This window comes from Pseudomonas putida (assembly GCF_016406145.1).
Taxonomy (GTDB): domain Bacteria; phylum Pseudomonadota; class Gammaproteobacteria; order Pseudomonadales; family Pseudomonadaceae; genus Aquipseudomonas; species Aquipseudomonas putida_E.
The window spans coordinates 1,943,760-1,968,216 of record NZ_CP066306.1 but is presented as its reverse complement, the minus strand read 5'-3'; the positions used below and the strand labels follow the sequence as shown (position 1 = coordinate 1,968,216).

General features: G+C 62.0%; 26 protein-coding genes. 10 read left to right on the top strand and 16 right to left on the bottom strand.

Features of this window, described 5'->3' with window-relative positions; translation table 11 throughout:
* Positions 1–62 precede the first annotated feature (62 nt).
* Positions 63–1,406: an aminodeoxychorismate synthase component I gene (pabB, locus tag JET17_RS09040; protein WP_012313671.1), complete on the top strand. Its 1,344-nt coding sequence runs from the start codon at positions 63–65 to the stop codon at positions 1,404–1,406.
* A gap of 119 nt (positions 1,407–1,525) precedes the next feature.
* On the top strand, positions 1,526–2,260 hold the full coding sequence (locus JET17_RS09035; RefSeq protein ID WP_012313670.1) for a phosphoadenylyl-sulfate reductase: 735 nt from the start codon (positions 1,526–1,528) through the stop codon (positions 2,258–2,260).
* A gap of 101 nt (positions 2,261–2,361) precedes the next feature.
* Here JET17_RS09035 and cysB read toward each other — a convergent pair whose 3' ends face one another.
* The 3 genes from cysB to JET17_RS09020 all read right to left on the bottom strand — a co-directional run bounded on the left by cysB (position 2,362) and on the right by JET17_RS09020 (position 5,015).
* Positions 2,362–3,336 (bottom strand): HTH-type transcriptional regulator CysB, encoded by a 975-nt coding sequence (cysB, locus tag JET17_RS09030; protein WP_012313669.1) that lies wholly within the window; start codon positions 3,334–3,336, stop codon positions 2,362–2,364.
* Between the two features lie 129 nt (positions 3,337–3,465).
* Positions 3,466–3,963 carry a universal stress protein gene (locus tag JET17_RS09025; RefSeq protein ID WP_012313668.1) on the bottom strand — a complete coding sequence of 166 codons (498 nt, stop codon included), beginning with the start codon at positions 3,961–3,963 and terminating at the stop codon, positions 3,466–3,468.
* 104 nt (positions 3,964–4,067) lie between these two features.
* Entirely contained in the window at positions 4,068–5,015 is a 948-nt protein-coding gene (locus tag JET17_RS09020) for a putative 2-dehydropantoate 2-reductase (protein ID WP_012313667.1), read from the bottom strand.
* Positions 5,016–5,248: 233 nt separating this feature from the next.
* Here JET17_RS09020 and JET17_RS09015 point away from each other — a divergent pair, with 233 nt between their 5' ends.
* Complete coding sequence (locus JET17_RS09015) at positions 5,249–6,325, top strand: 3-deoxy-7-phosphoheptulonate synthase (RefSeq protein ID WP_012313666.1); 1,077 nt, start codon at positions 5,249–5,251, stop codon at positions 6,323–6,325.
* 63 nt (positions 6,326–6,388) lie between these two features.
* On the opposite strand, the gene JET17_RS09010 is transcribed toward JET17_RS09015, so the two are convergent.
* Entirely contained in the window at positions 6,389–6,670 is a 282-nt protein-coding gene (locus JET17_RS09010; protein ID WP_012313665.1) for a GNAT family N-acetyltransferase, read from the bottom strand.
* A 516-nt stretch (positions 6,671–7,186) separates the two neighbouring features.
* Between JET17_RS09010 and JET17_RS09005 the strand changes: the two genes are divergently transcribed.
* Positions 7,187–7,438: an Lpp/OprI family alanine-zipper lipoprotein gene (locus JET17_RS09005; RefSeq protein WP_003250288.1), complete on the top strand. Its 252-nt coding sequence runs from the start codon at positions 7,187–7,189 to the stop codon at positions 7,436–7,438.
* Between the two features lie 140 nt (positions 7,439–7,578).
* Here the strand turns inward: JET17_RS09005 and JET17_RS09000 are convergent, their stop codons facing one another.
* The 3 genes from JET17_RS09000 to JET17_RS08990 all read right to left on the bottom strand — a co-directional run bounded on the left by JET17_RS09000 (position 7,579) and on the right by JET17_RS08990 (position 9,633).
* Entirely contained in the window at positions 7,579–8,556 is a 978-nt protein-coding gene (locus JET17_RS09000; protein WP_012313664.1) for a L,D-transpeptidase family protein, read from the bottom strand.
* A 131-nt stretch (positions 8,557–8,687) separates the two neighbouring features.
* Positions 8,688–8,969 (bottom strand): hypothetical protein, encoded by a 282-nt coding sequence (locus JET17_RS08995; protein WP_012313663.1) that lies wholly within the window; start codon positions 8,967–8,969, stop codon positions 8,688–8,690.
* A gap of 58 nt (positions 8,970–9,027) precedes the next feature.
* Positions 9,028–9,633, bottom strand: a complete 606-nt coding sequence (locus JET17_RS08990; RefSeq protein WP_012313662.1) for an arylesterase — start codon at positions 9,631–9,633, stop codon at positions 9,028–9,030.
* A 10-nt stretch (positions 9,634–9,643) separates the two neighbouring features.
* Between JET17_RS08990 and JET17_RS08985 the strand changes: the two genes are divergently transcribed.
* A complete protein-coding gene (locus JET17_RS08985; protein WP_012313661.1) occupies positions 9,644–10,327 on the top strand; it encodes an ABC transporter ATP-binding protein in 684 nt (227 codons plus the stop codon).
* Positions 10,327–12,834 carry an ABC transporter permease gene (locus JET17_RS08980; RefSeq protein ID WP_012313660.1) on the top strand — a complete coding sequence of 836 codons (2,508 nt, stop codon included), beginning with the start codon at positions 10,327–10,329 and terminating at the stop codon, positions 12,832–12,834. Before JET17_RS08985 ends, JET17_RS08980 begins: the two co-directional genes overlap by 1 nt.
* Before the next feature lie 57 nt (positions 12,835–12,891).
* On the opposite strand, the gene greB is transcribed toward JET17_RS08980, so the two are convergent.
* The 4 genes from greB to JET17_RS08960 form a co-directional block, all read right to left on the bottom strand.
* Positions 12,892–13,365 (bottom strand): transcription elongation factor GreB, encoded by a 474-nt coding sequence (greB, locus tag JET17_RS08975; RefSeq protein WP_012313659.1) that lies wholly within the window; start codon positions 13,363–13,365, stop codon positions 12,892–12,894.
* 11 nt (positions 13,366–13,376) lie between these two features.
* The gene (locus JET17_RS08970; RefSeq protein ID WP_012313658.1) at positions 13,377–13,685 is read right to left on the bottom strand and encodes a hypothetical protein; all 309 of its coding nucleotides are present in this window, start codon (positions 13,683–13,685) and stop codon (positions 13,377–13,379) included.
* A 214-nt stretch (positions 13,686–13,899) separates the two neighbouring features.
* The gene (locus JET17_RS08965) at positions 13,900–14,334 is read right to left on the bottom strand and encodes a DoxX family protein (protein ID WP_012313657.1); all 435 of its coding nucleotides are present in this window, start codon (positions 14,332–14,334) and stop codon (positions 13,900–13,902) included.
* A 114-nt stretch (positions 14,335–14,448) separates the two neighbouring features.
* Positions 14,449–15,855, bottom strand: coding sequence for a transglycosylase SLT domain-containing protein (locus JET17_RS08960; RefSeq protein ID WP_012313656.1), 1,407 nt, complete (start codon positions 15,853–15,855; stop codon positions 14,449–14,451).
* A 158-nt stretch (positions 15,856–16,013) separates the two neighbouring features.
* Here JET17_RS08960 and JET17_RS08955 point away from each other — a divergent pair, with 158 nt between their 5' ends.
* The 3 genes from JET17_RS08955 (at position 16,014) to JET17_RS08945 (ending at position 18,849) form a co-directional block, all read left to right on the top strand.
* The gene (locus tag JET17_RS08955; RefSeq protein ID WP_012313655.1) at positions 16,014–16,811 is read left to right on the top strand and encodes a TatD family hydrolase; all 798 of its coding nucleotides are present in this window, start codon (positions 16,014–16,016) and stop codon (positions 16,809–16,811) included.
* Positions 16,812–16,926: 115 nt separating this feature from the next.
* Positions 16,927–18,405: a methyl-accepting chemotaxis protein gene (locus JET17_RS08950; protein WP_012313654.1), complete on the top strand. Its 1,479-nt coding sequence runs from the start codon at positions 16,927–16,929 to the stop codon at positions 18,403–18,405.
* A gap of 75 nt (positions 18,406–18,480) precedes the next feature.
* Complete coding sequence (locus JET17_RS08945) at positions 18,481–18,849, top strand: Mpo1-like protein (RefSeq protein WP_012313653.1); 369 nt, start codon at positions 18,481–18,483, stop codon at positions 18,847–18,849.
* 3 nt (positions 18,850–18,852) lie between these two features.
* Here JET17_RS08945 and JET17_RS08940 read toward each other — a convergent pair whose 3' ends face one another.
* From JET17_RS08940 to JET17_RS08930, 3 genes are all read right to left on the bottom strand, one after another.
* Entirely contained in the window at positions 18,853–19,650 is a 798-nt protein-coding gene (locus JET17_RS08940) for an acyl-CoA thioesterase (protein ID WP_012313652.1), read from the bottom strand.
* Between the two features lie 76 nt (positions 19,651–19,726).
* On the bottom strand, positions 19,727–20,506 hold the full coding sequence (locus JET17_RS08935) for a CHAD domain-containing protein (RefSeq protein ID WP_012313651.1): 780 nt from the start codon (positions 20,504–20,506) through the stop codon (positions 19,727–19,729).
* A 14-nt stretch (positions 20,507–20,520) separates the two neighbouring features.
* Entirely contained in the window at positions 20,521–20,799 is a 279-nt protein-coding gene (locus tag JET17_RS08930) for a hypothetical protein (RefSeq protein ID WP_012313650.1), read from the bottom strand.
* 153 nt (positions 20,800–20,952) lie between these two features.
* On the opposite strand from JET17_RS08930, the gene JET17_RS08925 reads away from it, so the two are divergent.
* A complete protein-coding gene (locus JET17_RS08925) occupies positions 20,953–21,993 on the top strand; it encodes a patatin-like phospholipase family protein (protein ID WP_012313649.1) in 1,041 nt (346 codons plus the stop codon).
* 80 nt (positions 21,994–22,073) lie between these two features.
* On the opposite strand, the gene JET17_RS08920 is transcribed toward JET17_RS08925, so the two are convergent.
* Together JET17_RS08920 and JET17_RS08915 are read right to left on the bottom strand one after the other, a co-directional pair.
* Positions 22,074–23,945: a SurA N-terminal domain-containing protein gene (locus JET17_RS08920; RefSeq protein ID WP_012313648.1), complete on the bottom strand. Its 1,872-nt coding sequence runs from the start codon at positions 23,943–23,945 to the stop codon at positions 22,074–22,076.
* A 183-nt stretch (positions 23,946–24,128) separates the two neighbouring features.
* The gene (locus JET17_RS08915) at positions 24,129–24,401 is read right to left on the bottom strand and encodes an HU family DNA-binding protein (protein ID WP_012313647.1); all 273 of its coding nucleotides are present in this window, start codon (positions 24,399–24,401) and stop codon (positions 24,129–24,131) included.
* Between the last annotated feature and the right edge of the window lie 56 nt (positions 24,402–24,457).

Genomic DNA, 24,457 nt, shown 5'->3' with positions numbered 1-24,457 from the left:
AGGCGCATTTCCTGCACAGGTCTACAATCGCCCTCCTCGCTTTTACATCGCCGTCCACACTGATGCCGACCTGTACGCTCCACCCCCTGCCCTACCAGCCCGACCCCGCCGCGTACTTCGGCCGCCTGCGCCAGGCGCCCGGGGCGATCCTGCTCGACAGCGCCCGCCCAGGCGCCGAGCGCGGCCGCTTCGACCTGCTCAGCGCCTGGCCGCTGCAACACTTGCAGGTACTACCCGACGAAGATGGCCGGGCCTTCCTGCAACGGCTGCGCACCAGCCTGAAACAATTGGGCCCTGCGCAGTTGCCCGATGGTGTCGAGCTACCATTTGCCGGCGGCCTGATCGGCTACCTCAGCTACGACTTCGGCCGACGCCTGGAGCACCTGCCCTGCCTCGCCACGGATGACCTCGACCTCCCCGACGCCCAGCTTGGGTTGTATGGCTGGGCGCTGGTGACCGACCACCAGCATGGCAGCAGCCAACTGGTATTCCATCCCCAACTGGCTGATGACGAGCGTGAGCGCCTCATCGCCTTGTTTGCAGATCCCGATAACGCTGCAAGCGGCGATTTCCGCCTGCTTGCCGCCATGACGGGAGATTTGCAACCAGGGCAATACGAGGCAGCATTCGATCAGGTACAGCGCTACATCCAGGCCGGCGATTGCTACCAGATCAACCTGACACAACGCTTCCGCGCTCCTTGCCAGGGCGACCCCTGGCACGCCTACCAGGCACTGCGCAAGGCCTGCCCGACACCGTTCTCGGGTTACCAGCAACTGGCCGACGGCAGCGCACTGCTGAGCTTCTCGCCTGAACGCTTCGTCCGCGTCAGCCAGGGGCAAGTGGAGACCCGGCCGATCAAGGGCACCCGCCCGCGCTCGGCCGACCCGGCAGAAGACGCCCGCAATGCCGAGGAGCTGCGTCACAGCCCCAAGGACCGCTCGGAAAACCTGATGATCGTCGACCTGCTGCGTAACGACCTGGGCCGAACGTGCCAGATCGGTTCGGTGAAGGTGCCCGAGCTGTTCAGCCTGGAAAGCTACCCCAACGTGCACCACCTGGTCAGCAGCATCACCGGGCAACTGGCCACCGACAAGGACGCGCTGGACCTGATCGGCGACAGCTTCCCAGGCGGCTCGATCACCGGTGCCCCCAAGATTCGCGCCATGCAGATCATCGACGAACTGGAGCCCAGCCGCCGCGCGCTGTATTGCGGGTCCTTGCTGTACGTGGATGTGCGCGGTGAAATGGACAGCTCCATCGCCATTCGCAGCCTGCTGGTCAAGGATGGGCAGGTCAGCTGCTGGGGCGGCGGGGCGGTGGTGGCGGACTCCGACTGGCAATCGGAATACGAAGAATCGATCGCCAAGGTGCGGGTATTGATGGAGACGCTGCAAAGCCTGTAACTCAGCGCATGCCTGCCCCGGCCCAAGGCCGGTGCAGGCACAGCGTCTAGCCTGCCATTTTTTGTTACCATCACCTCATTACGAGCGCACAGCGCCATAGCCAAGATGGAAACCGCCTGATGAGCCAACCCTTCGACGTCGCCGCCCTGGCCGCGACCTACGCCAGCAAATCCCCGCAGGAAATCCTCAAGCTCGCCTTCGATCACTTCGGCGACGACCTGTGGATCTCTTTCAGCGGTGCCGAGGACGTGGTGCTGGTCGACATGGCCTGGAAACTGAACAAGCAGGTCAAGGTGTTCAGCCTCGACACGGGCCGCCTGCACCCTGAGACCTACCGGTTCATCGACCAGGTCCGCGAGCAATACAGCCTCCCGATCGAGATCCTCAGCCCGGACCGCGCCAAACTCGACCCGTTCGTGCAGGAAAAGGGGCTGTTCAGTTTCTACAAGGACGGCCATGGCGAGTGCTGTGGCATCCGCAAGATCGAGCCACTGCGGCGCAAGCTCGCCACCGTCAGCGCCTGGGCCACCGGCCAGCGCCGCGACCAGAGCCCAGGCACCCGCAGCCAGGTGGCAGCGCTGGAAATCGACAGCGCGTTCTCCACAGCGGAACGCACCCTGTACAAATTCAACCCGCTGGCGCAGATGACCAGTGCGGAAGTCTGGGGCTACATCCGGATGCTCGAGCTACCGTACAACAGCCTGCACGAGCGCGGCTTCATCAGCATTGGTTGCGAGCCTTGCACCCGCCCGGTACTACCAAACCAGCACGAACGTGAAGGCCGCTGGTGGTGGGAAGAGTCGACCCAAAAGGAATGCGGGCTGCACGCCGGCAACCTCATCAGCAAGGCCTGAAGGCAGCTGCAAGCCTCAAGCTATAAGCTGCAAACCCCAAGAAGAAAGAGCAGCCCACACGGACTGCTCTTTCTTGAAGCTTGCAGCTTGAAGCTGCCTTTTCAGTGCACAGGCAACTCGACACCGGCAAACAGCTCTTCGAGTTCCTGCTTGTTGTGGCACTGGATCGCCTTGGCCATCACTTCACGCGTCAGGTGCGGCGCAAATTTCTCAATGAAATCGCACATGAAACCGCGCAGGAAGGTGCCGCGGCGGAAGCCGATCTTGGTGATGCTGGCCTCGAACAGCTCACTGGCATCAAGCGCCACCAAGTCACTGTCCAGCTTGCTGTCCACCGCCATCTTGGCCACGATGCCCACGCCCAGGCCCAGGCGCACGTAAGTCTTGATCACGTCGGCGTCAGCAGCAGTGAACACTACCTTCGGTGTCAGCCCGCGGTGATTGAAGGCCTCATCCAGCTTGGAGCGGCCAGTGAAACCGAATACATAGGTGACGATCGGGTATTCAGCTACAGCTTCCAGCGTCAGCTTGGGCAATTTGGTCAGCGGATGGCCCTGCGGCACCACCACGCAGCGGTTCCACTTGTAGCACGGCATCATGATCAGGTCGCCAAACAGCTCCAGCGCCTCGGTGGCAATGGCGAAGTCGACGGTACCGTCCGCAGCCATCTCGGCAATCTGCATGGGTGAGCCCTGATGCATATGCAGGGCGACTTCCGGGTACTGCTTGATGAAACTGCTGATGACCGGCGGCAGCGCATAGCGAGCCTGGGTATGGGTGGTAGCGATGGACAGCGTACCCTTCTTCTCGTTGGAGAATTCCTGGGCGATCTGCTTGATACTTTCGACCTTGCGCAGGATTTCGCCAGCGGTGTTGATGATGCGCTCACCTGCCGGAGTGACACGGGTCAGATGCTTGCCGCTGCGGGCAAAGACTTCAACACCCAGCTCATCCTCGAGCAGGCGGATTTGTTTGCTGATCCCCGGCTGAGAGGTGTACAGACTCTGCGCCGTCGCGGAGACGTTGAGGTCGTGGTGCGCCACTTCCCAGATGTAGCGCAGTTGTTGAAGCTTCATAGGTTTCCCTCGAATCAGCGGTAAGTCAGCGGCAGCAGGCAGCGACGGGATATAACTATATTAGTGGTTCTCGAAATAAAACTAGAACTATTTTGTTACATGCCGCTCCGAAACTGCCCACCATCAGCTTCACGTTTTCCTACGGCCGAGATGCTGCGAAAGTGGCACCATGTACACCGGCACCGCAGACAACTGCAGCAAGCGCACAGCCGTTCGACCAATCGGCACATCTACCCCGGCACCGGCGCTGTGGCTGCCGAAAATCAGCAAGTCCACGCTCAAACGTTGCGCCTGCTCCAGGATGACCTGCGCCGGATCACCCTGGCGCACCCGGACCGCCTTGATCACCGCCAGGTCCGCGTCCTCGCCCAGCTCCTCGCGAAAGTTCTCCAGCACACGCTGCTCGATGTTGGCCATCACCGTATTGACGCCCTCGCTATGCAACGCATCGAGCGTCTGCTCATCGAGGTAGCTTTGCAGGAGGGATTCGGCGAACTGCCCCATGGGTTCTACGGCATGAATCACATACAGTTCCGCGCCGAACGTGCGGGCCAGGGCCAAGGCATGCTGCATGACAAAAGGGGCGTAGACACCGAGGTCGGTGGCGTACAGCATGGAGCGGATCATTCGACCTCCTCGACTGCCGTGGCGGCAGAGCAAGCTTCAGCTTAGCAGCGCGCCGGACACTCGCTCGGCCGCCCGGCGCACTGCCAATGCGGGCTGTAGAGGTTTCAGCCGGCGCGATTGGCGCGATCGACGAAGGCCAGTGCCTGGTAGAGCATCTGCATGCGCGGCAGGCTGCACCCCGCAGCGCGCGCCCGGGCCAGAGGCTCGGCATAGATAGCCTGAAGTTCCAGCGGTCGCTGCTGGACGTGATCGTGGTACATGCTCGGCCAGTAGTCGGGCATCTGCTCGGTGACCCGGAACAAGTGCTCGGCATAACCGGCAGGCAGCTCGTGACCACAGGCGGCCGCCGCCTGAACCACCTCAGCCATCAACGCCCGAACAAGCTCACGACTGTCGGCATCGGCCATCAGCGGCGAGGTACTGGCACCAAGCAACACCGAAAGGCCGTTGTAGGGGACATTCCACACCAGCTTCTGCCAGCGAGCCTGGCCGAGGTCGCCCATGGCCTGGGAGTCGATACCCGCGGCGCGGAACAGCCCGGCGCCCTCCTCTACGATGCTCGCCCCCCCGTCGCTGGCGGGCCCGCTGTGATAGCCCAGGTTGACCGCACCCAGCGCCTGATGGCGTACCACACCAGGGCACACGCGGTTGACACAGATAAAGCATAAGCCACCGAGCAAGTGCAGATTGCCGGGCAACGCTGGCCGCAGCTGTTCCTCGACACCCAGCCCGTTCTGCAGCAGAACCACCTTGGCATCAGGTGCCGACGCCTGGGTGATCAGCGGCGCCATTTCGCCATTGCTGGTGGCCTTTGCACCTACCAGCAACCAATCGCACGGCGGCATGTCAGCAGCGCAGGAATAAGCCTGCACCTGCATGCGCAAGTCGCCGTGCACAGCGCTTTCCAGCCGCAGGCCATGCTCGCGAACCTCCGCAAATTCGCTGCGCAACAGGAAATGCACGTCAAACCCGGCCCGCGCCAGCATCAGGCCATAAAAACCGCCAATGGCACCACTGCCAATAATGCCAATGCGTGGTTTGCGAGGGTCCATGCTGATCTCCTGATGAATGTCGGTGTGCTTTTCTACACCGATTGAGGCATTTTGCGCACCCAAATAGCAGTACAAGCCTGTTGCAGCAGGGAAAAACCCTGCACAGGCGCGTTGCAGCCCATTGTCGCGCCCCCTGTAACGCGCTAAGGTTCGGCTCCCCGCTGCGAACATTCTTGCTGCTGGGCCGCACGGGGATTGCTGGCGGCCGGCACCGTGACCTGACGAGTAACACGATGGCTGATTTACCGATCGACGACCTTAACGTTGCCTCCAACGAGACCTTGATCACTCCCGATCAGCTCAAGAAGGAAATCCCTCTCAGCGCCAAAGCCTTGCAGACCGTTACTGCCGGCCGCGAAGTGGTGCGCAATATCCTCGACGGGAAAGACCATCGCCTGTTCGTAGTGGTCGGCCCGTGCTCGATCCACGACATCAAGGCCGCTCACGAATACGCTGAGCGCCTCAAAGTGCTGGCTGAGGAGGTTTCCGACACGCTGTATCTGGTAATGCGTGTTTACTTCGAGAAGCCGCGCACCACGGTCGGCTGGAAAGGCCTGATCAACGACCCTTATCTGGATGACTCTTTCAAGATCCAGGACGGCCTGCACATCGGCCGCCAACTGCTACTGGATCTGGCCGAAATGGGCCTGCCAACCGCCACTGAAGCGCTCGACCCGATCTCGCCGCAGTACCTGCAAGACCTGATCAGCTGGTCGGCGATTGGCGCGCGCACCACCGAATCCCAGACCCACCGTGAAATGGCTTCAGGCCTTTCCTCGGCGGTTGGCTTCAAGAACGGCACCGATGGCGGCCTGACAGTGGCCATCAACGCTCTTCAGTCGGTATCCAAGCCGCACCGTTTCCTGGGCATCAATCAGGAAGGTGGCGTATCCATCGTCACTACCAAGGGCAACCCCTACGGCCACGTAGTACTGCGTGGCGGCAATGGCAAGCCGAACTACGACTCGGTAAGTGTTGCCCTTTGCGAACAGGACCTGGCCAAGGCGAAAATCAAGGCCAACATCATGGTCGACTGCAGCCACGCCAATTCCAACAAGGACCCGGCATTGCAGCCGCTGGTCATGGAGAACGTCGCCAACCAGATTCTCGAAGGCAACCAGTCGATCATTGGCTTGATGGTCGAAAGCCACCTGAACTGGGGCGCCCAGTCGATCCCGAAGAATCTGGAAGATCTGCAGTATGGCGTATCGGTCACCGACGCCTGCATTGACTGGTCTGCCACCGAGAAAACCCTGCGCAGCATGCACGCCAAGCTCAAGGATGTATTGCCGCAGCGCAAGCGCGGCTGAGCCGGGCCAGAAAACGAAACGCCGGGCATTGCCCGGCGTTTTTGCATGTACAGCCCAGCCCGATCAGGCCTTGCTCGAATGACGCTGCTTGCGCTCCATGTAACGCTCCACGTACGAGCAGGAAGGAATCACCGTGTAGCCCATCTGTTCAGCGTATTCCAGGGCCTTTTCGGTCAGCGCTGCAGCGATCCCGCGGCCGCGCAGGGCATTCGGAACGAAGGTGCGATAGATATCCAGCGTCTGCTTGCCCAGATCCATGTACGTCAGGTAGGCACGATGACCGTCCACGTTGGTCTCGAACTGATGACCGGCCTGGTCATGGTGGATGGTCAGCGCTTCACTCATCACTACTCCTCGCAGGCCTTTTGGGCAGACCTTTACCTTAATCGATGGTGATGTATCCGGCAGAGGAACCAATGCGTGCAGCGCCTATGCCACCTCTTGCCCCTTGGACCGCAGGCCGATCGCAATGGTTCTGCCGGACCGGGCCATCAAATAGTAGGCGCGACACCCCGGATTGCTCAAGGTAGCATCGGTTAAAAGTCACGCCGATGAGCTCGAATCCCTGTACGAACTGGCCTGCAACATCAGCCGGACACTATTGGGCTTTAGACGTACACGGACCCTTAAAGTCACCGTTAGTTCAACAAAAAGTTCCCACACAACAATCGCTTGCGCCGCCTGCACAGCGTGCTCACAAAAATCCTGAGAATCTTGTCAAGCACCCTTGGGCAACATTTTTTTTACCGTTCTTGCGCTGAGTCAGTTTACTTACTACAAGTAATGGGTACTATGTACGCCGGCCAGTTTCTCTTTCCTGAGAGATGGCTATTTAATAGAAAGTCCTTGAAGGGGAACACGATGAACAACGTTCTGAAATTCTCTGCTCTGGCTCTGGCCGCAGTTCTGGCTACCGGTTGCAGCAGCGTATCCAAAGAAACCGAAGCTCGTCTGACTGCGACTGAAGACGCAGCAGCTCGCGCTCAGGCCCGTGCTGACGAAGCCTACCGTAAGGCTGACGATGCAATGGCAGCCGCTCAGAAGGCTCAGCAGACCGCTGACGAAGCCAACGAGCGCGCTCTGCGTATGCTGGACAAAGCCAGCCGCAAGTAATAGTCCTCACGGATTGTTAAGAAGCCGACCCACTTGCGGGGTCGGCTTTTTTATTGCCGCAACAAAAGTAGCCGACACAAATGAAAAAGCCTGCGCCAGGCGTTTAACCCGGGCAGGCTTCAGTCGTATCGCTCGAGGGCTTACTGCAGTTCTGGTGGAATGCTCGACACCATGGGAGCTGTACCCTGGTTGTCGACTGGCACGGCAATCTCTACCGGCATGCCATCCTCTGCAGCGACCACGTCGCGGACCATGTCCCAGTTCATACGCACATTGCTGGCCAGGTCTTCGCGCTTGAGCAGCGCGTTGATGACCGCAGTGTGCTTGTCGACTACCGACGGGTCGCCGTTGTCATCAAGCGGCGTGTGCGCCTCGAGGTATACCTTGCCACCACTGATTCCGAACTTGTAAGGCTCGTTGATGATACGCACCGGCGTACCGACCGGGACCATCTTCGACAGCTCCAGCACATTGTTGTTGAACATGCGGAAGCAACCATGGCTGGTACGCATACCAATGCCGAACTTCTTGTTAGAACCGTGGATCAGGTACCCCGGCACACCCAGGGTGAATTTGTACGGCCCTAGCGGGTTGTCTGGCCCGGCCGGAACCACGGTTGGCAGGATGTCACCGTCGGCGGCATGTTCGGCACGGATCGAGGCCGGTGGCGTCCAGGTCGGGTTTGGGGTCTTGGCAATGATCTTGGTGTTGGCGATGGGGGAACCCCAGCCTTCACGACCGATTCCCAGCGGGAAGGTGTACACCACACTCTGCCCTTTCGGGAAGTAGTACATCCGGTATTCCGCAAGGTTGATGACAACGCCCTCGCGGGGCCCCGGCGGAAGCACGTAACGGGTCGGCAGGATGATCTCGGTACCGGCGCCCGGCAGCCACGGGTCCACACCCGGGTTGGCGGCGATCATCTCCAGGTAGCCGAGGTCGTTGGCTGTACCGATGTCGGCAAAGGTGTCCTCGTACTTGGCCTTGATCACCTGCACCTGGCCAACGACGTCTTCACCCGGAGGCGGCAGCGGCAACTCCAGTGCAACGGCGGGGCCTGCTACCAGCAGGCCGGCCAGGGTCAGGCAGCGGGTGACGGCGGGAAAGCGCGGCAACATCCGGTAAATCCTTCGAAAGGTGGGTCAAGAGAATCGATTGTACACCCGCACCGAGCCAAGCGGGAGACACTGGTGGTTTCCATGCGTTTCAGATGATGAAAGGCGCTCTGAGTTTCAGGCCAAGGGCCGCATCAAAGCTGCGGCCATACCGGACGCATGCCGCGCCGCTGGGCTTCGAGAATCGCCCGACAGAGGTCGCACAGGCGACCGTCACGATAGATGGAGCGCGGCACGCCGGACCAGCGTGGTTGTGCAGGCAGCAACCCGCCACAAAGGGTACGGTCGACCGGTACACCCAGCTCGAGCTGTCGGGCAACAAGGTGGACGCGGATTTCCTGGCAGGCGAACAGATCGAGTTGCTCATCGGGCTCGATCAGTTGGTAGGCATACAAGGACCAGGCAGGGCGCGGCATCGGGGGCTCTCGAAACGGGGGGCGCAACATTAGCCGAAAGCCGGCCCCGTTTAAAGCGTCAGAGCAAGGGTTTTATCGCTGGCCAGGCATTTTCCAGCAACCGCTGCTGGGCACCCTGCGCCGGATGGATGCCATCGGCCTGCATCATCTCCGGCACTCCCCCTACGCCCTCGAGGAAAAACGGCACCAGTGCCACCTGTTTCTCCGCTGCCAGCTGCTCATAAACCTTGGCGAACGCCGTGGTGTAGCGCACCCCATAATTGGGCGGCAGACGCATGCCCAGCAGCACGACCTTGGCCCCGGACTCGCGTGACCGCTCGATCATCGAGGCAAGATTTTGTTGCAATTGCTCTGGAGGCTGCCCGCGCAGCCCGTCGTTGCCGCCCAATTCCAGCACCACTAGGCTGGGCTTGTGCGCTGCAAGCAGCGCAGGCAGCCGCGCCTGGCCCCCTGCACTGGTGTCGCCGCTGATCGAAGCGTTGACCACCTGATCATCGAAACCTTCGTCCCTGAGCCGGGTCTGCAACAAAGAGACCCACCCCTGGCGGGTATCCAGGCCAAAACCGGCGCTGATACTATCGCCAACAACCAGCAAGGTTCCCGCCGCTGCGCTCTGGGCCAGGCAATACAGGGCCAGACCGGCACTCAACCACCACACTCGCATTGGATTCTCCATGGGCCCCAGCATTCTCGTTGCGCAGAACCTTAGCAAAGTGGTCCCCAGTGCGGAAGGTGACCTGACCATTCTGCACGCACTGTCCCTGGACCTCGCCCAGGGCGACAGCCTGGCCATCGTCGGCGCCTCGGGCTCGGGCAAATCTACCCTGCTCGGGCTGCTGGCCGGCCTGGACCGCCCCAGCGCCGGCAAGGTGATACTCGCCGGACACGACCTGGGCCCACTGGACGAAGACCAACGCGCCAGGGTTCGCGCCGAACATGTCGGCTTTGTGTTCCAGTCGTTCCAGCTGCTCGACAGCCTCAATGCACTGGAAAACGTCATGTTGCCACTGGAACTGGACGGCCGTCGCGATGCTCGCGAACAAGCCCGCACCTTGCTTGAACGGGTCGGTCTGGGCAAGCGCCTGACCCACACGCCACGCCAGCTGTCCGGTGGCGAGCAGCAGCGGGTGGCGATCGCCCGCGCCTTCGCTGCCCAACCGGCGGTGCTGTTCGCTGACGAACCTACCGGCAACCTCGACAGCCATACAGGCGAGCGTATCAGCGACCTGCTGTTCGACCTGAACAAGGAGCGCGGCACCACCCTGGTTCTGGTTACTCATGACGAGCGTCTGGCCAGCCGCTGCAGGCGCCTGATACGACTGGAAGCAGGCCGCCTGGTGGCGCCGGTGGAGGCCTGATGAAACATATGCCGCTTTCCCGCCTGTGCGGCCTGGCGCTGCGCCAGTTGTTGCGCGACATCCGCGCCAGCGAAGTGCGCGTGCTGTTCTTCGCCCTGCTGGTGGCCGTTGCCGCCAGCACCGCCATCGGTTATTTCGGTGCCCGCCTCAATGGCGCCATGCAGTTGCGCGCCAGCGAGTTCCTCGGCGCCGACCTGGTATTGCAAGGCAGTGCGCCGGCGCGTCAAGAGCAGGTCGATGCCGGCACCGCCCTGGGGCTGCGCCACGCACGGGTCGTGGAGTTCACCAGCGTGGTCGGTGGTGATGCCGGCATTCAGCTGTCGAGCATCAAGGCCGCCGATGGCGCCTACCCCCTGCGTGGCCAGGTACGCAGTGCACCGGCGCCGTATGCCATGGAAACCCCCGGTGGCGGCCCGCCGCCGGGCGAGGTCTGGGTCGAACCGCGCCTGCTGGCTGCCCTTGGCCTGAGCATCGGCGACAGCATCGATGTCGGCATGAAGACCCTGCGCATGAGCCGCGTTCTGACCTACGAACCGGACCGTGCCAACAACTTTTATAGCCTCACCCCGCGGGTGATGATGAACCTCGCCGACCTGGAGGCCACAGGGGTCATTCAGCCCGGCAGCCGGGTCAGCTACCGTGAGCTGTGGCGCGGCGATGCGCAGGCCCTGGCGCAGTACCGTCAGGGGCTGGAGAAGAACCTGGCGGCGAACCAGCGCCTGCTCGACACCCGCGATGGCAACCGGCAGATCGGGGGCGCCCTGGGCAAGGCCGAACGCTACCTGAACATGGCCAGCCTGGTAGCGGTGCTGCTGGCAGGCGTCGCCGTGGCACTGTCGGCCAGCCGCTATGCAGCGCGGCGCCTGGACGCCAGTGCACTGTTGCGCTGCCTGGGGTTGTCCCGCCACCAGGCGCTGGGCCTGTACTGCCTGCAACTGGCCATGCTCGGCCTGCTGGCAGCGCTGGTGGGCGCCCTACTCGGCTGGCTGGCGCAACTGGGCCTGTTCCGCCTGTTGCACGGTCTGCTGCCGAGCGTGGTGCCGCCTGGCGGCATCCTCCCGGCATTGGCCGGCATCGCCACCGGGCTGGTCGCACTGGCCGGTTTCGCCCTGCCCCCGCTCGCCGCCCTGGGCAAGGTGCCGCCACTGCGTGTACTGCGCCGCGACCTGCTGCCCGTGCCACCCAGCAGCTGGCTGGTCTACGGCGCCGCCCTGTTCGCGCTGGGCCTGATCATGTGGCGCCTGAGCCTCGACCTGCTGCTGACCTTCGCTCTGCTTGGCGGCGGGTTGCTTGCCGCGCTGGCACTGGGCGGCCTGCTGCTGCTTGGGCTGCGCAGCCTGCGGCAACTGCTGGCGGGCGCCCCGCTGCCCTGGCGCCTGGGCTTGGGCCAGTTGCTGCGCCACCCCATGGCTGCCGCGGGCCAGGCACTGGCGTTTGGCCTGATCCTGCTGGCCATGGCCCTGGTCGCCTTGCTGCGCGCCGAGCTGCTCGACACCTGGCAGGCACAACTGCCCAAGGACGCACCCAACCATTTCGCCCTGAACATCCTGCCCGACGACCGTGAGCCTTTTGCCCAGCGCCTGCACGAGGTGAACGCAGCCTCCGCACCGCTGTACCCGGTGACGCCTGGCCGGCTGATCCAGATCAACGAGCAACCCGTGCAACAGATCGTCAGCAAGGATTCCGCCGGCGAGCGCGCCGTTCAGCGCGACCTCAGCTTGACCTGGGCCGCCGACCTGCCCGCAGGCAATGCCTTGACTGCCGGCAACTGGTGGCGGGCGCTACCGGCTGGCGATGAAATCCCCGGCGTTTCGGTCGAAGCGGACCTTGCCGCCAGCCTGAAGGTGCAACTGGGCGACCTACTGACCTTCGACATTGGCGGCGAACAACGCCAGGCACGAGTCAGCAGCCTGCGCAGCGTGCACTGGGACAGCTTCCAGCCGAACTTCTACATGATCTTCCAGCCCGGCACCCTGCAGGGGCTGCCGACCACCTACTTGACCAGCTTCTACCTCGCGGCGGGTCATGACTTGGATGTGGTGGCCCTGTCGCGGGCGTTCCCGGCAGTGACCATCCTGCAAGTCGATGCCTTGCTGGAGCAGCTGCGCAGCATCCTCGCCCAGGTTACCCTGGCGGTGGAATATGTATTGCTGTTCGTCCTGGCGGCGGGGCTGGCCGTGCTGTTCGCAGGCTTGCAGGCAACGCTGGATGAACGCATTCGCCAAGGCGCATTGCTGCGCGCGCTTGGCGCTGCTCGACCGTTGCTGGTGAAAGCGCGGCGTATCGAGTTCGGGCTGCTGGGTGCGGCCAGTGGCGCCCTGGCAGCGCTAGGCTGTGAGTTGATTACCCTGGTGCTTTACCGCTATGCGTTCGACCTGCAGTGGGGCCCGCATCCGTGGCTGCTGATACTGCCGCTGGCGGGCGCACTACTGGTAGGCGGGGCTGGTGTGCTCGGGACTCGGCGGGCGCTTAATGCCAGCCCGTTGGCGGTGCTTCGAGAGGGGTAGCCTTGCAAGCTGCAAGCTGCAAGCATGGCCAATACGCCTCGGCTTGCAGCTGAACGCTTACTGTTCGTAACTTATGCTGCTTACATACCAGGTCGCTTCGCCGGTAGGTGTGTGCACCACCACCTCATCACCCTTCTCTTTCTTGAGCAGGGCCCGCGCCATCGGCGAATCGATCGAGATATAGTCATTGCGTCCATAGATCTCGTCGTACCCGACGATGCGAAACTTCAGGGTTTCGCCGTCATCATTTTCGATCTCCACCCAGGCACCGAAGAAGACCTTGCCCTCCTGCTGCGGCGAATAGGCAACCACTTTGACGTCTTCGAGGCGCTTGCGCAGGTATCGGACCCGACGGTCGATCTCACGCAGCAACTTCTTGTTGTACTGGTAGTCGGCATTCTCGCTGCGATCCCCCAGCGAGGCAGCCCAAGCCACCTTCTGGGTAATTTCCGGGCGATACACCCGCCACAGATGGTCCAACTCTTTCTTCAGAGCTTCATGGCCTTCTGTCGTGATGATATTGGTACTCAACAGCGGGATCCTCAGCGTCGGGTAATCAGGCCCTGGCGTGCGATGCGGGTGAGGTGGCCGATCACTTCGGCAGCATCCTGCGGGGCAGGGGCCTGGATCACCGCCAGATCGAAGCGGTCGTTGCCAAACTGCTCCAGCCGGCACGCGGTATCGGCAAACTGGATGAGGAAGGCGCGGGCCTGGCCTTTGCGACGGGACAAGCCTTCGAGATGACGCAAAAGAGTGGGCTGATGCTGGCCACCGAGCAGGATGCGCGGTGTACGGGTGGCCTGGCTGGCAGGCAGTGGGCTCAAGCAGACACTGGTACGTGGGCAACTCATGGAGTGTTTCTCCGCCTCGCAAATCCCGCTGGGCAGCGGTGGGAGGCGTCACCGAACCAGCGCTTTAGCGGTATTTCGGATGACCCGGGGCTGGGCTTTCCTGCGCCCCGCAAGTAGCTGTTTAAATCGGCGCAGGCGGTATGCTAGAGCTACACGCGGCAAGCTGCAAGCCCCAAGCTGAAAGTCATCAACTTGAGGCCTGCAGCATGAGCTGTCAGCGGGCGATCAATCGGTCTACGGAGAAGCGACCAGCGCCTTCGATCAGTACCGCGACGGTACCCGCCAGCAACGCCAGGGCGAACTCATAGCCATTGTTGGACATGAACAGGCCGTTACCGATGTGCACCGAGAAGATTGCCACCACCAGCGTCACTGTCAACGCCAGAGCCGCCGGGCGAGCCAGCAGGCCGATCACCAGGGCCAGGCCGCCGAAGAACTCGGCGCTGCCGGACAACAGGGCCATCAGGTAACCGGGGGCCAGGCCGATGCTCTCCATCCACTGGCCGGTGCCCTCCAACCCGTAGCCACCGAACAGGCCGAAGAGTTTCTGCGCACCGTGCGCCATGAAGATGATGCCGACCAGGATGCGAATTACGCTCAGGCCCAGGCCGGCGCGGGTGGAGAGCAGTTTGATGATTGCGTTGTTCATTGGGTGACTTCCTTGAAAGCTGGGCTGTTGTGTTGGGATGGGCGCCATAGTAATCGACTTGACAGATATTTGAATCGCAAAAAACCCAGCAAACCAATCAAATAAATCGATTTATTAGCGCTTGGCCCTCCGCTCCAGCACCGCACGCTCACGGTTGAACGCCAGGAAGTACTTGTTCACGCTGTTGACGAAGTTCACCGGCCCCATGCCCACCTGCTCCATCGCGACCCGTTCGGTCTGAAAGAACCATTGATTGCCATTGAGGCCACGCTTGCGAGCCTCGACACGCATGGCCTGGACCCGCTCGGGCCCAAGGTTGTAGGCGGCCAGCACAAAGGCCATGCGCTCACGCTCGTTGATCTGCGGGCTGGCAAAGAACTTGCGGCGTATCAACGCCAGGTAACGGGCGCTGGCCTGGACATTGCCATCCACCGTTGCGGTATTGCTGACCCCGACCCGTTGGGCAGCTGCAGGAGTGATCTGCATCAGGCCATGCGCCCCGCCACTGCCGCGCGCCGCCGGGTTGAGGGTCGACTCCTTGAAGGCCAAAGCGGCAAGGTTCAACCAGTCGATCTGTTGCGCCTGGCCATGTTTCTGCAGCACCGCGCGCACAGAAGCCAGGCGCTGACGGTCCTTGCGCGCAAGCGGGTTGTGCACGCGGTACTGGCGCCGGTAGATGCGCTCGAAGGCAGCGTCCTGGTTCTCCGGCGCACGGTAGCCCTGCAAAAAACGATCGACCGTGGCCTGCAGCAGCGTCGCATCACGCCGCACATACCAGCGCATGGCTTGCGGCGGGCCCAGTTGCAGGCGGCTATCCAGGCGCAGGCGTGGCATTACCCGAGCCCAGCGCAGCGCGATCGGCCGCTCCACCACGGTCAGGTGATAGATGCCGGCCTGGACCATCTCCAGCACGTCCTCCACCGCCAGGGTCGAATCGACCCACTCGATCTTGACGGGCGGGCGCTTGCGCAGCGCCAGGTGCTGGTTGATCTGCTGGATCAGCGCGCCGGCGGCACTGGCACTGGTCAGCGCCACGGTGCGCCCGGACAACTGCTCGACACGGGTGAAACTGCGCTCGCCCTTGCGCCCGACCAGCCACAGCGGCACTTGGTCCAGGACCGGAGCACTGCTGTTCACGCCACCGACCAGGCTCGGGTCGAGCAATTCGCCCGGGGCGGCAAGGTCGCCCTCACCGCGCTGCAGGGCCCCGAGTAGTTGCTCTTTGGCTCTGGGGATGAGTTTGAGCTGCACCTGTTGCCCGTCGCCGGCCCGAGCGTTGAGGTAATGCTCAAGCGCACGCAAGCGGTAGTACTCGATACCGACGGGCTCGCCCTTGACCTCACCGGAGCTATTGCGACTTTGATTGACCAGTACCCGCAGCACCTTGCTGCTGCGGATCTGTTCAAGGTCACGGGCCTTGCTCACCGGCACGTTCTGCTGCGGCCCCGGCAGGCGTGCGTAGGCGGGACCGACGCTCATCAGGCCAAACGCCAGCAGCAGGGCGAGCAGGTATCGCAGCATGCGAAAACGTATCCGAGGTCGGTGGGCAGCATCCATGTGTACGAGCAACTCGTGATAAATGACCGCAAAAGACCATGACAACAGCCTGAAGTTCTTGGCTTTTTCCCGAAAATCGCGCTTTTTGTTATGCTGGCCGTCCCGCGGCACGAGGTAGCACCATGCAACTGATCGATATCGGCGTCAACCTGACCAATAGCAGTTTCCACGACCAGCAGGCCGCCATTGTCGAGCGCGCCATCGAAGCCGGCGTAGTCCAGATGATCCTTACCGGCACCAGCCTCGCGGTCAGCGAGCAGGCGCTTGAACTGTGCCAGCAGCTGGATCCCGCCAGCGAGCACCTGTTCGCCACAGCCGGCGTACACCCGCACGACGCCAAAGCGTGGGACGCCAACAGCGACCAACGACTGCGCCAGTTGCTGAGTGAAGCGCGTGTGCGCGCCGTAGGCGAATGCGGGCTGGACTTCAACCGCGACTTCTCCCCTCGCCCACTCCAGGAAAAAGCCTTGGAAGCTCAGTTGGCGCTGGCCGCCGAGTTGCGTCTGCCAGTGTTCCTGCATGAGCGTGATGCCAGCGAGCGCTTGCTGGCGATTGTGAAGGACTACCGTGACCACCTGCCGGCCGCCGTGGTGCATTGCTTCACCGGCGAGCGTGACGCACTGTTCGCCTACCTGGACATGGATCTGCACATTGGCATCACCGGCTGGATCTGTGACGAACGCCGCGGCACGCACCTGCATCCGCTGGTGGGAAATATCCCACAAGGGCGCTTGATGCTGGAAAGTGATGCCCCGTACCTGCTGCCGCGCAGTCTGCGACCGAAACCGAAGAGCGGGCGCAACGAGCCGGCGTTTTTGCCAGAGGTGCTGCGGGAGGTAGCGTTGCACCGGGGTGAACGAGTTGAAGAGACCGCGGCGCACACTACCGCAACGGCTCGGGCATTCTTCCAGCTGACCTGAGCTTGATCGGGCATAAACGATTTGTTGATACACGTCAAAACCTCCCAGGCGTGGGCGGGCACAATGATGGCACCTTGCCAATAATGTTTCCGCTCAACTCAGAGAAGACCTGCCCATGGGTGCCTGGCTTAGCAATATTTCCCTGAAGTACAAGTTCTGGGCCGTCAACGCAGTGGCCTTTGTCACCACCCTGATGCTGGTGCTTTATGCCGTGCACCTGGAGCAGCGAGCCCGCGCTGAAGCTGTGCAGATCCAGGCGCAATCCCAGGCACAGCTGCTGGCCGCCTGGCCGCAAGGGCTTGCCCTGCCCCGCCAGGCCAACGTGATCACCTGGCAACCCGGCCAAACTCCGACCTTTGCCGGCCAAAGTCTGGATGCCCTGCGCCATGCACAGGGCTGGGTAACACTCCCGGCCGACTGGATCCTGGGCGACAACCCACTACGCGGCGCCCAGGTACTGCGCCATGGCGACCAGCAGGTGGCGGTACTGGCCCAGGCACCGAGCGTGCGCCAGGTGTTCTTCGAGCGTTTTGCCAACTACGCCGTCTGCGTACTGATCCTTATGCTGGCAATGCTTTGCGCCTCGCAGCTGCTGATCCGCTTCCTGCTGAGCCAACTCAACACCCTCAAGGATGTCATGCTTCACGTGGAAAAAACCGGTGACCTGTCGGCCCGCGTGCCCCTGGCTTGTGGGGACGAGGTGGGCCAGATGGCAGGCGCCTTCAACGCCATGCAGTCGACCTACCACCGTGTGGTCAGCACCGTGGCACGCACGGCCGCGCAACTCGATTCGGGCGCCGCGCGCCTGGCCACAAGCATGAACGAGGTTCGCCACGGCATGCTCGGCCAGCAGAGTGAGACCGACCAGGCAGCCACGGCGATCAACGAGATGTCCGCCACCGTGCACCATATCGCCCAGCATGCCGGTGCTACCCGCGACCTGTCGCAGACCGCCGACACCCTCGCTGGCAGCGGCAAGAATGTGGTCAACCGGGTGCAGGATTCGATTGCCGGGCTGTCCAGCGGTGTGCAGCAGACCGCCGAAATGATCCGCCAGCTGGCCGAGGACAGCCAGAAGATCAATGGCGTGGTTAACGTCATCCACAGTATTGCCGAACAGACCAACCTGCTGGCGCTAAATGCCGCCATCGAAGCAGCGCGCGCCGGCGAAATGGGCCGTGGCTTTGCGGTGGTCGCAGATGAAGTGCGTAGCCTGGCCAAACGTGTGCAAACCTCCACCGACGAGATCACTGGCATGGTTGCCGACCTGCAAGCCGGTACCCGCGATGCGGTGGAGTTCATGCAGGAAAGCTCTTACAAAGCTGACGACTGCGTGCGCCAGGCCCAGGAAGCCGGCGCAGCGCTGGCCGAGATCACCGGCGCCGTGGCGCAGATGCGCGAGAGCAACACCCAGATAGCCGTCGCCGCCGAGCAGCAAAGCCAAGTGGCTGAAGAAATGAACCGGGCAGTAGTCAGCATCCGTGACGTTACGGAGGAAACCGTGCAGCAGACTGTCGATTCGGCCACCACCAGCAGCGAACTGGCTACCCTGGCCGGCGAGCTGAACAAGGCCATCGGCCAGCTCAAACTATAGTCACCATAGCTAGCCTCGATTGGCTGTGAACACAGGGCCGCACTAAGCTTTGGGCATGACCGCGAGGAACTGCCCATGAGCAAACGACTGCCCAACTTGCCCGCCTGGCAATGGCGCGGCTATCACCACAACCACCGCCACCCGACCAACCTGGTGCTGCACCTGATTGCAGTGCCGCTGTTCATCCTTGGCGCTTTGCTGGTGCTTTCAGGCTTGTTCGCCCTGGACCTTGGCCAGATTGCTGTCGGCATCATTTCCCTGATCGCCGGCCTGGGCCTGCAGCGTCAGGGCCATCGCCTGGAGGCCGAGCAGCCAGAACCATTCGCCAACCGCAAGGACGCCATGCAGCGCCTGCTGACCGAACAGTTCATCACCTTTCCGCGCTTTGTGCTCAGTGGTGCCTGGTGGCGAGCCTGGCGGGAGCGGCACAAGCATCGGAATTGAATCTCAAGCAAACACCGTAACTGTCTGCCGGCTCAATGCCAGCAGCTCACCTTCAGCCGTCCACAGGGCGGCTGCAGCATGCCCGTAACCATCGCGCGCGTATTCGGTCTCGACGCAGTAGCGGCACCAGTCCAACGTCGACAGTCTGGCAACCGGCTGGATGAACTCAATGGTCCACGTCAGCGTGCTGCCTGCTGCCGGCTGCTTCAGGTAAGGCAAAAGGCTGGGCGGCCAGGCATCGACAAGCGCTAACAGGTGGGCCTCGTTGACCTGCTCCTCGGCAACATCTTGCAAGCGCACCCAGCCGCCCATGTGCCGTGATTGATTACCGCTGAAAGGCAGCCCACCAACCGCCCAGCGCAACGCAACATGGCGCATGAACTCTGGTGTGACGCCTTTGATGTAAGGAAGCACAGGGGCAGCATCCTCAAGCGCTTTCATCTCCATGGCCGGCACTGCCGGAACATCTACCACCGATACCCGCCCGGCGCCGAAATTGCCCTGCACCAAGGTCACCACCTGGCCATCCTGCACCGCTCGACCAAGCAGGGTGCTGACGGCTTTGCCCTCGCGCAGCACTTCGACTTCAAAACGGGTTGGCACGTCGGGAGCTGCCGGGGCGACGAAACTGATGGCCAGGGAACGCACAGGGCGGCTATCGGCAAGCTTCAGGCGCATGGCCTCATACACCATGGCGGCCATCAGGCCACCGAATACGGCACGCCCTTGGGCCCAGTTGGGCGGGACACTGACGCCGTCGGGGTTTGCTCGCACGGCGTCGAGCAGTTGGTTGAAATTCATGGGCCGGCTCCTGCAGCAGCGAAAGGTGTCAGCCAATACTATCGAGCAACCTTGCGTCGAACAGCCCGCATATCGGTCATTTGCCGGGCTTGCGCCGCTCCAGCGCTGCCTGCAAGGCAGCCAGTGTCACATCGGACTGACGCTCGGCATCATTGAGCTCCTGTTCCCAATCGACCTTGCAGGGCGCGAGGTCCGCATGCGATCGAGCCTGCAACAGCCATTGCAAGCGATCATGCCAGTTACCCAAATCGCTCTGGGCTTGTTTTAGCATGCGCTGCAGCGGCTTGCCGGCATGATCGAGTTGCGGATAGGCCTGGTCGCCATAGCGCACACGCTTGATCAACAGCCGCAGGCGGTGGCGGTCGTGGGCCGGGTCCTGCAAAGCTTCCTGCAGCTTGCGCCATTGCTTGACCAGGCGTTTGTCGACGCGCTTGCGCAGTGACTTCGCCAACCCTTCACGGCCCGCTGCGCGCAGGAACAGCGGGAAGGCATCGAGGATGGCAAGTACACGGCTCAGCTGCGCGCTGGTGGCCACGCCGGCAAAGGTGGCAGCCCGCCCTTGCAGACGCCGCTGCCCCGCCTGGGCAACGCCGCGCTTGATCAACTCGGCCGCCAGTACCTCACGGTCACGTAGCGGTGTGGTCAAGCTACCAAGGGCTTTCGCAGCGTCCTCCAACTGCTCGACCCCCGGCAAGCCCCTCAGCGGCCGCAACAGGCTGCGCAAACGCCTCAGGCCTATGCGCAGATCGTGCAAGGCCTCGCTGTCGGTATCGGCAGCAAGGCGCTCGCGACAAGTCAGCAGGCGCACCTGCAAGGCCACTACCTGGGCAACCACATGGTCGAGCATGCTGGACATACAGCGCTCCTCGGTCAGCGCCCGGCGCGCGACTCACGAATGTAGAAACGCGCCTTTTCGGCTTTATTGGTGCAACCTTCGAAACCTTCGAACTGCTGCTGGGTCTTGGCCCCGGTCAAAAGCGACAAAGCCTTGGAATAGCTGACAGTACCGGCAAAGCCTTCAGCCTTGGCCAGGTCAAGCTCCTTCCAGGCGGCATCGAGCTGCGACGCGCAGCTGTCACGGTAAGCCGTCTTGCCCGCACAGCCGGCAAGGGCCAGGGCAATCAGAGGAAGGCAGATCCAGGCTTTCATCGGTAATACCTCAGAGGTTCAAATAGAGTGGCTGTTCGACGCGCGGGCACCTGAAAAGTGCCGCGTCCCGCACGTTTTGCCTAGAGTCTACATTGAAGCACAGGCAACGCTCGGTGCATTGTAGGACCATGGATGCAAAAGCCGGGGAAGATCATGAGCAAACGTGTAGCACTGGTGTTGGGATCGGGGGGCGCTCGGGGCTATGCCCATATAGGCGTGATCGAGGAAATCGAACGGCGCGGCTACGAGATCGCCTGCATTGCCGGCTGCTCGATGGGCGCGGTGGTCGGGGGAATATACGCGGCGGGCAAACTGGATGAATACCGCAACTGGATCGAAAGCCTGGATTACCTGGACGTACTGCGTCTGGTCGATGTCAGCTTCCGCCTTGGTGCCATTCGTGGCGACAAGGTGTTTGGGCAGATCCGCAAGATCGTTGGCGAAATCAATATCGAGCAATTGCGCATCCCCTACACGGCGGTGGCCACCGACCTGACCCACCAGCAGGAGATCTGGTTCCAGGAAGGCTGCCTTCACCAGGCAATGCGCGCTTCGGCGGCAATTCCAAGCCTGTTCACGCCGGTAATGCAAGGCAACCGCATGCTGGTGGACGGCGGCATCCTCAATCCGCTGCCGATCGTGCCGGTAGTGTCCAGCCACTGCGACATGATCATTGCGGTGAACCTCAACTCCACCAACCAGAAGCAGTACCAGTTGCCTGTCATCGAGCGGCCGGCAGCATTCAGGATGCGCTTTGACGCGCTGATCAATTCGCTGGGATCGCGCATGCCGTTTCGGCGCAAGCCCGCCGAGGAACTGATGCGCATAGAGCAGGAGATCACCGGCGAGGGCCTGGTTCCACCCAACCCCTGGCTGACCGATGCGGCCGACCCAGAAGCCCAGCAACCGGCGGCGGCACCGCAGAGCGAGGGCGCGCCAAAATCAGCCACAGGGTCGATCATCGTCGACAACGTGGGGCCAGCTTCGCTGCTGGACCTGATCAACCAGAGTTTCGAGGTGATGCAGACGTCGTTGGCGCAATACAAGATCGCGGGGTATCCACCGGACGTGCTGATCAACGTGCCCAAGCGGGTCTGCCGATTCTTCGAGTTCTACAAGGCGCCGGAGCTGATCGCCTTGGGCCGGGAGATTGCGCGCGATACGCTGGATAACTATGAGGGCGAGAAGCGCTGAGGCGAACCCGGCGCTTACGCCCATGCCACAGAAACGAAACAGGCCGCATCATGCGGCCTGTTTCGTTACCAGACAGTCACTCAGTAGCGAGTGATGTCCGCACTGCCTTCCAGCTGCTTGCGGTATGCCGCAAAGTCCTGCTGGCCCGCACGCGAAGCGAGGTAGCGGCGAATCTGCTGCTTCTCTTCATCGCTGGCGGCCGCGCCTTCGTTGACACCCTTGAGCTGCAGCACGACCAGGCTGCCATCGGCCAGAACCACGCTGCCATATACCGGCTTGTCCTTGGCTTGCGGCTTGGCCAGGCGGAACAGCGCCTGCAACTCGGCCGGGTCGATACCGTCCTGGTTGCGGGTGACTGCTTCGTAGGCCTTCCAGCTCTGGCCTTCCTGGGCAGTACCGGCAGCGACGGAGCCGTCACGCAGGCCGGCGATCAGTTTGTCCGTCTTGGCCTTGAGCTCGGCGGTTGCCTTCTCCTTGGCCAGGTGTTCGCTGATGGACTTGGCTACGGCTTCGAGCGGCATCTGCTCCGGTTTACGGTGCTCCTTGACGCGCAATACCACGGTGGTTTCCGGGTCCAGCTCGATGGCGGTGCTGTTGGCAGCCTCCTCCAGCACTTCCTCGGAAAACGCAGCCTGGACCACGGCACGGTTGGCCGTGATGCCTTCACCGCCTTCACGGCCGAATGGCGCCGACGTATGTACCTTGAGGTTCAGGTCCTGGGCCGGCTGGGCCAGGTCGGCAGCCTCGTAGGCAGCATCCTGCAGCTGCTTGCTGGCATCGACATAGCGCTGCTCGACCAGCGGAGTCTTCAGGTCTCGGGTGAGCTTGTCCTTCAGGCTGGCAAAACTCGGGACTTCCGGCGCCTGTTTGCCCAGCAGCTTGATCAGGTGATAACCGAACTGGGTACGAACCGGTGCCGAAACCTGACCATCGTCGAGCTTGTACAGAGCGTCCTCGAAGACCGGGTCATACACACCCGGACCGGCAAAGCCAAGGTCGCCACCGCTGTTGGCCGAACCCGGGTCCTGGGAGAACTCCTTGGCCAGTTTGGCGAAGTCTTCACCTTTGGCCAAGCGTTGCTCGACCTCTTCGATGCGGGCCTTGGCCTGGGCATCGGTGACCTTGTCATTGACCTCGATAAGGATGTGCGCAGCGTGGCGCTGTTCGGCCAGGTTGGCGATTTCCTTCTCGTACTGGGCCTTGAGCTCGTCGTCGGTAACCTTCACCTGATCGAAGAAGGCCGACTTCTTCAGCTCGACATAGTCGATGACCACTTGATCCGGCGTCATGAACTCTTTGGCGTGCTGTTCATAATGGGCCTTGACCTCGTCATCGCTGACCTTGACTGCGGCCGGGTTGGCCTTGAAGGTCAACGAAGCGAAGTCGCGGGTCTGGTTTTCCAGGCGAGCGAAGGCGTCGACCTGCTGGTCGGTAACGAAGCTGCTGCCGGCAATGCCGGTGCGTACCTGGCCGATCAGCATTTCTTCGGCGAGCATCTCGCGGAACTGCAAACGGCCATAGCCCATCTGGCGGATGACTTGGTCGAAACGGTCGGCGTTGAACTTGCCATCCACCTGGAATTCCGGCGTCTGCAGGATTACCTGATCCAGCGCGGCCTCACTGAAGGCGAACTTGGCATCTTTGGCACCCTGCAATAGCAGTTTGCGTTCGATAAGCCCTTTGAGCGCAGCATCTCGCAGCAATTTCTCGTCCAGCAGTGCCGGGTCGAAATCCTTGCCCAGCTGTTGCATCAGCTGGCGGCGCTGCATGTCGGCCGCCTGGCTCAGCTCATTCTGGCTGATGGTCTGGCCGTTCACCTTGGCGGCGTCCTGGCTATGGCTGGCGGCCTGGAAAATGGCCTCGAAGCCGGTCAACGCCATCAGCACTACGATGAGGCCGATGATGGTCTTGGCAATCCAACCTTGTGAATTGTCCCTGATATTTTGCAGCATGCGTCCCCCAGAAACGGCTGTACCACTGCGTCGACAACCGCGGAGCGTGGGTAGAATCCTGATAAAAGAAAGGCGCATCCGAGGATGCGCCTTTTCTTAGCAAACGTGTCAGGCGGGAACGTTTGCGACCCGCCTTCAGCGTGCTCGGACCTGGCCAGGCCTGGTCCGGCTGAAAGAGACGACTTAGTTGACGGCGTCTTTCAGGCCTTTGCCAGCCTTGAAACCTGGAACCTTGGCAGCAGCGATCTTGATGGTCTTGCCAGTTTGCGGGTTACGGCCATCGCGCTCTGCGCGCTCTTTCACCGAGAAGGTACCGAAGCCAACCAGAACGACGTCGTCGCCTGCTTTCAGGGCACCAGTTACGGAGTCAATTACTGCGTCCAGCGCGCGGCCGGCTACAGCTTTCGGGATGTCAGCAGATGCGGCGATAGCGTCAATCAGTTCCGACTTGTTCACTCTAAGTCCCCTTATTTCTCTATTGAGTTTGTTTCTAAGTATGTAATGAAAAGCTT

What these genes read in the sequence shown, in the direction of transcription:
- pabB (WP_012313671.1), top strand. Translation starts at nt 63, where the DNA reads ATGCCGACCTGTACGCTCCACCCCCTGCCCTACCAGCCCGACCCCGCC.
- JET17_RS09035 (WP_012313670.1), top strand. Translation starts at nt 1,526, where the DNA reads ATGAGCCAACCCTTCGACGTCGCCGCCCTGGCCGCGACCTACGCCAGC.
- cysB (WP_012313669.1), bottom strand. Translation starts at nt 3,336, where the DNA reads ATGAAGCTTCAACAACTGCGCTACATCTGGGAAGTGGCGCACCACGAC.
- JET17_RS09025 (WP_012313668.1), bottom strand. Translation starts at nt 3,963, where the DNA reads ATGATCCGCTCCATGCTGTACGCCACCGACCTCGGTGTCTACGCCCCT.
- JET17_RS09020 (WP_012313667.1), bottom strand. Translation starts at nt 5,015, where the DNA reads ATGGACCCTCGCAAACCACGCATTGGCATTATTGGCAGTGGTGCCATT.
- JET17_RS09015 (WP_012313666.1), top strand. Translation starts at nt 5,249, where the DNA reads ATGGCTGATTTACCGATCGACGACCTTAACGTTGCCTCCAACGAGACC.
- JET17_RS09010 (WP_012313665.1), bottom strand. Translation starts at nt 6,670, where the DNA reads ATGAGTGAAGCGCTGACCATCCACCATGACCAGGCCGGTCATCAGTTC.
- JET17_RS09005 (WP_003250288.1), top strand. Translation starts at nt 7,187, where the DNA reads ATGAACAACGTTCTGAAATTCTCTGCTCTGGCTCTGGCCGCAGTTCTG.
- JET17_RS09000 (WP_012313664.1), bottom strand. Translation starts at nt 8,556, where the DNA reads ATGTTGCCGCGCTTTCCCGCCGTCACCCGCTGCCTGACCCTGGCCGGC.
- JET17_RS08995 (WP_012313663.1), bottom strand. Translation starts at nt 8,969, where the DNA reads ATGCCGCGCCCTGCCTGGTCCTTGTATGCCTACCAACTGATCGAGCCC.
- JET17_RS08990 (WP_012313662.1), bottom strand. Translation starts at nt 9,633, where the DNA reads ATGCGAGTGTGGTGGTTGAGTGCCGGTCTGGCCCTGTATTGCCTGGCC.
- JET17_RS08985 (WP_012313661.1), top strand. Translation starts at nt 9,644, where the DNA reads ATGGGCCCCAGCATTCTCGTTGCGCAGAACCTTAGCAAAGTGGTCCCC.
- JET17_RS08980 (WP_012313660.1), top strand. Translation starts at nt 10,327, where the DNA reads ATGAAACATATGCCGCTTTCCCGCCTGTGCGGCCTGGCGCTGCGCCAG.
- JET17_RS08970 (WP_012313658.1), bottom strand. Translation starts at nt 13,685, where the DNA reads ATGAGTTGCCCACGTACCAGTGTCTGCTTGAGCCCACTGCCTGCCAGC.
- JET17_RS08965 (WP_012313657.1), bottom strand. Translation starts at nt 14,334, where the DNA reads ATGAACAACGCAATCATCAAACTGCTCTCCACCCGCGCCGGCCTGGGC.
- JET17_RS08960 (WP_012313656.1), bottom strand. Translation starts at nt 15,855, where the DNA reads ATGCTGCGATACCTGCTCGCCCTGCTGCTGGCGTTTGGCCTGATGAGC.
- JET17_RS08955 (WP_012313655.1), top strand. Translation starts at nt 16,014, where the DNA reads ATGCAACTGATCGATATCGGCGTCAACCTGACCAATAGCAGTTTCCAC.
- JET17_RS08950 (WP_012313654.1), top strand. Translation starts at nt 16,927, where the DNA reads ATGGGTGCCTGGCTTAGCAATATTTCCCTGAAGTACAAGTTCTGGGCC.
- JET17_RS08945 (WP_012313653.1), top strand. Translation starts at nt 18,481, where the DNA reads ATGAGCAAACGACTGCCCAACTTGCCCGCCTGGCAATGGCGCGGCTAT.
- JET17_RS08940 (WP_012313652.1), bottom strand. Translation starts at nt 19,650, where the DNA reads ATGAATTTCAACCAACTGCTCGACGCCGTGCGAGCAAACCCCGACGGC.
- JET17_RS08935 (WP_012313651.1), bottom strand. Translation starts at nt 20,506, where the DNA reads ATGTCCAGCATGCTCGACCATGTGGTTGCCCAGGTAGTGGCCTTGCAG.
- JET17_RS08930 (WP_012313650.1), bottom strand. Translation starts at nt 20,799, where the DNA reads ATGAAAGCCTGGATCTGCCTTCCTCTGATTGCCCTGGCCCTTGCCGGC.
- JET17_RS08925 (WP_012313649.1), top strand. Translation starts at nt 20,953, where the DNA reads ATGAGCAAACGTGTAGCACTGGTGTTGGGATCGGGGGGCGCTCGGGGC.
- JET17_RS08920 (WP_012313648.1), bottom strand. Translation starts at nt 23,945, where the DNA reads ATGCTGCAAAATATCAGGGACAATTCACAAGGTTGGATTGCCAAGACC.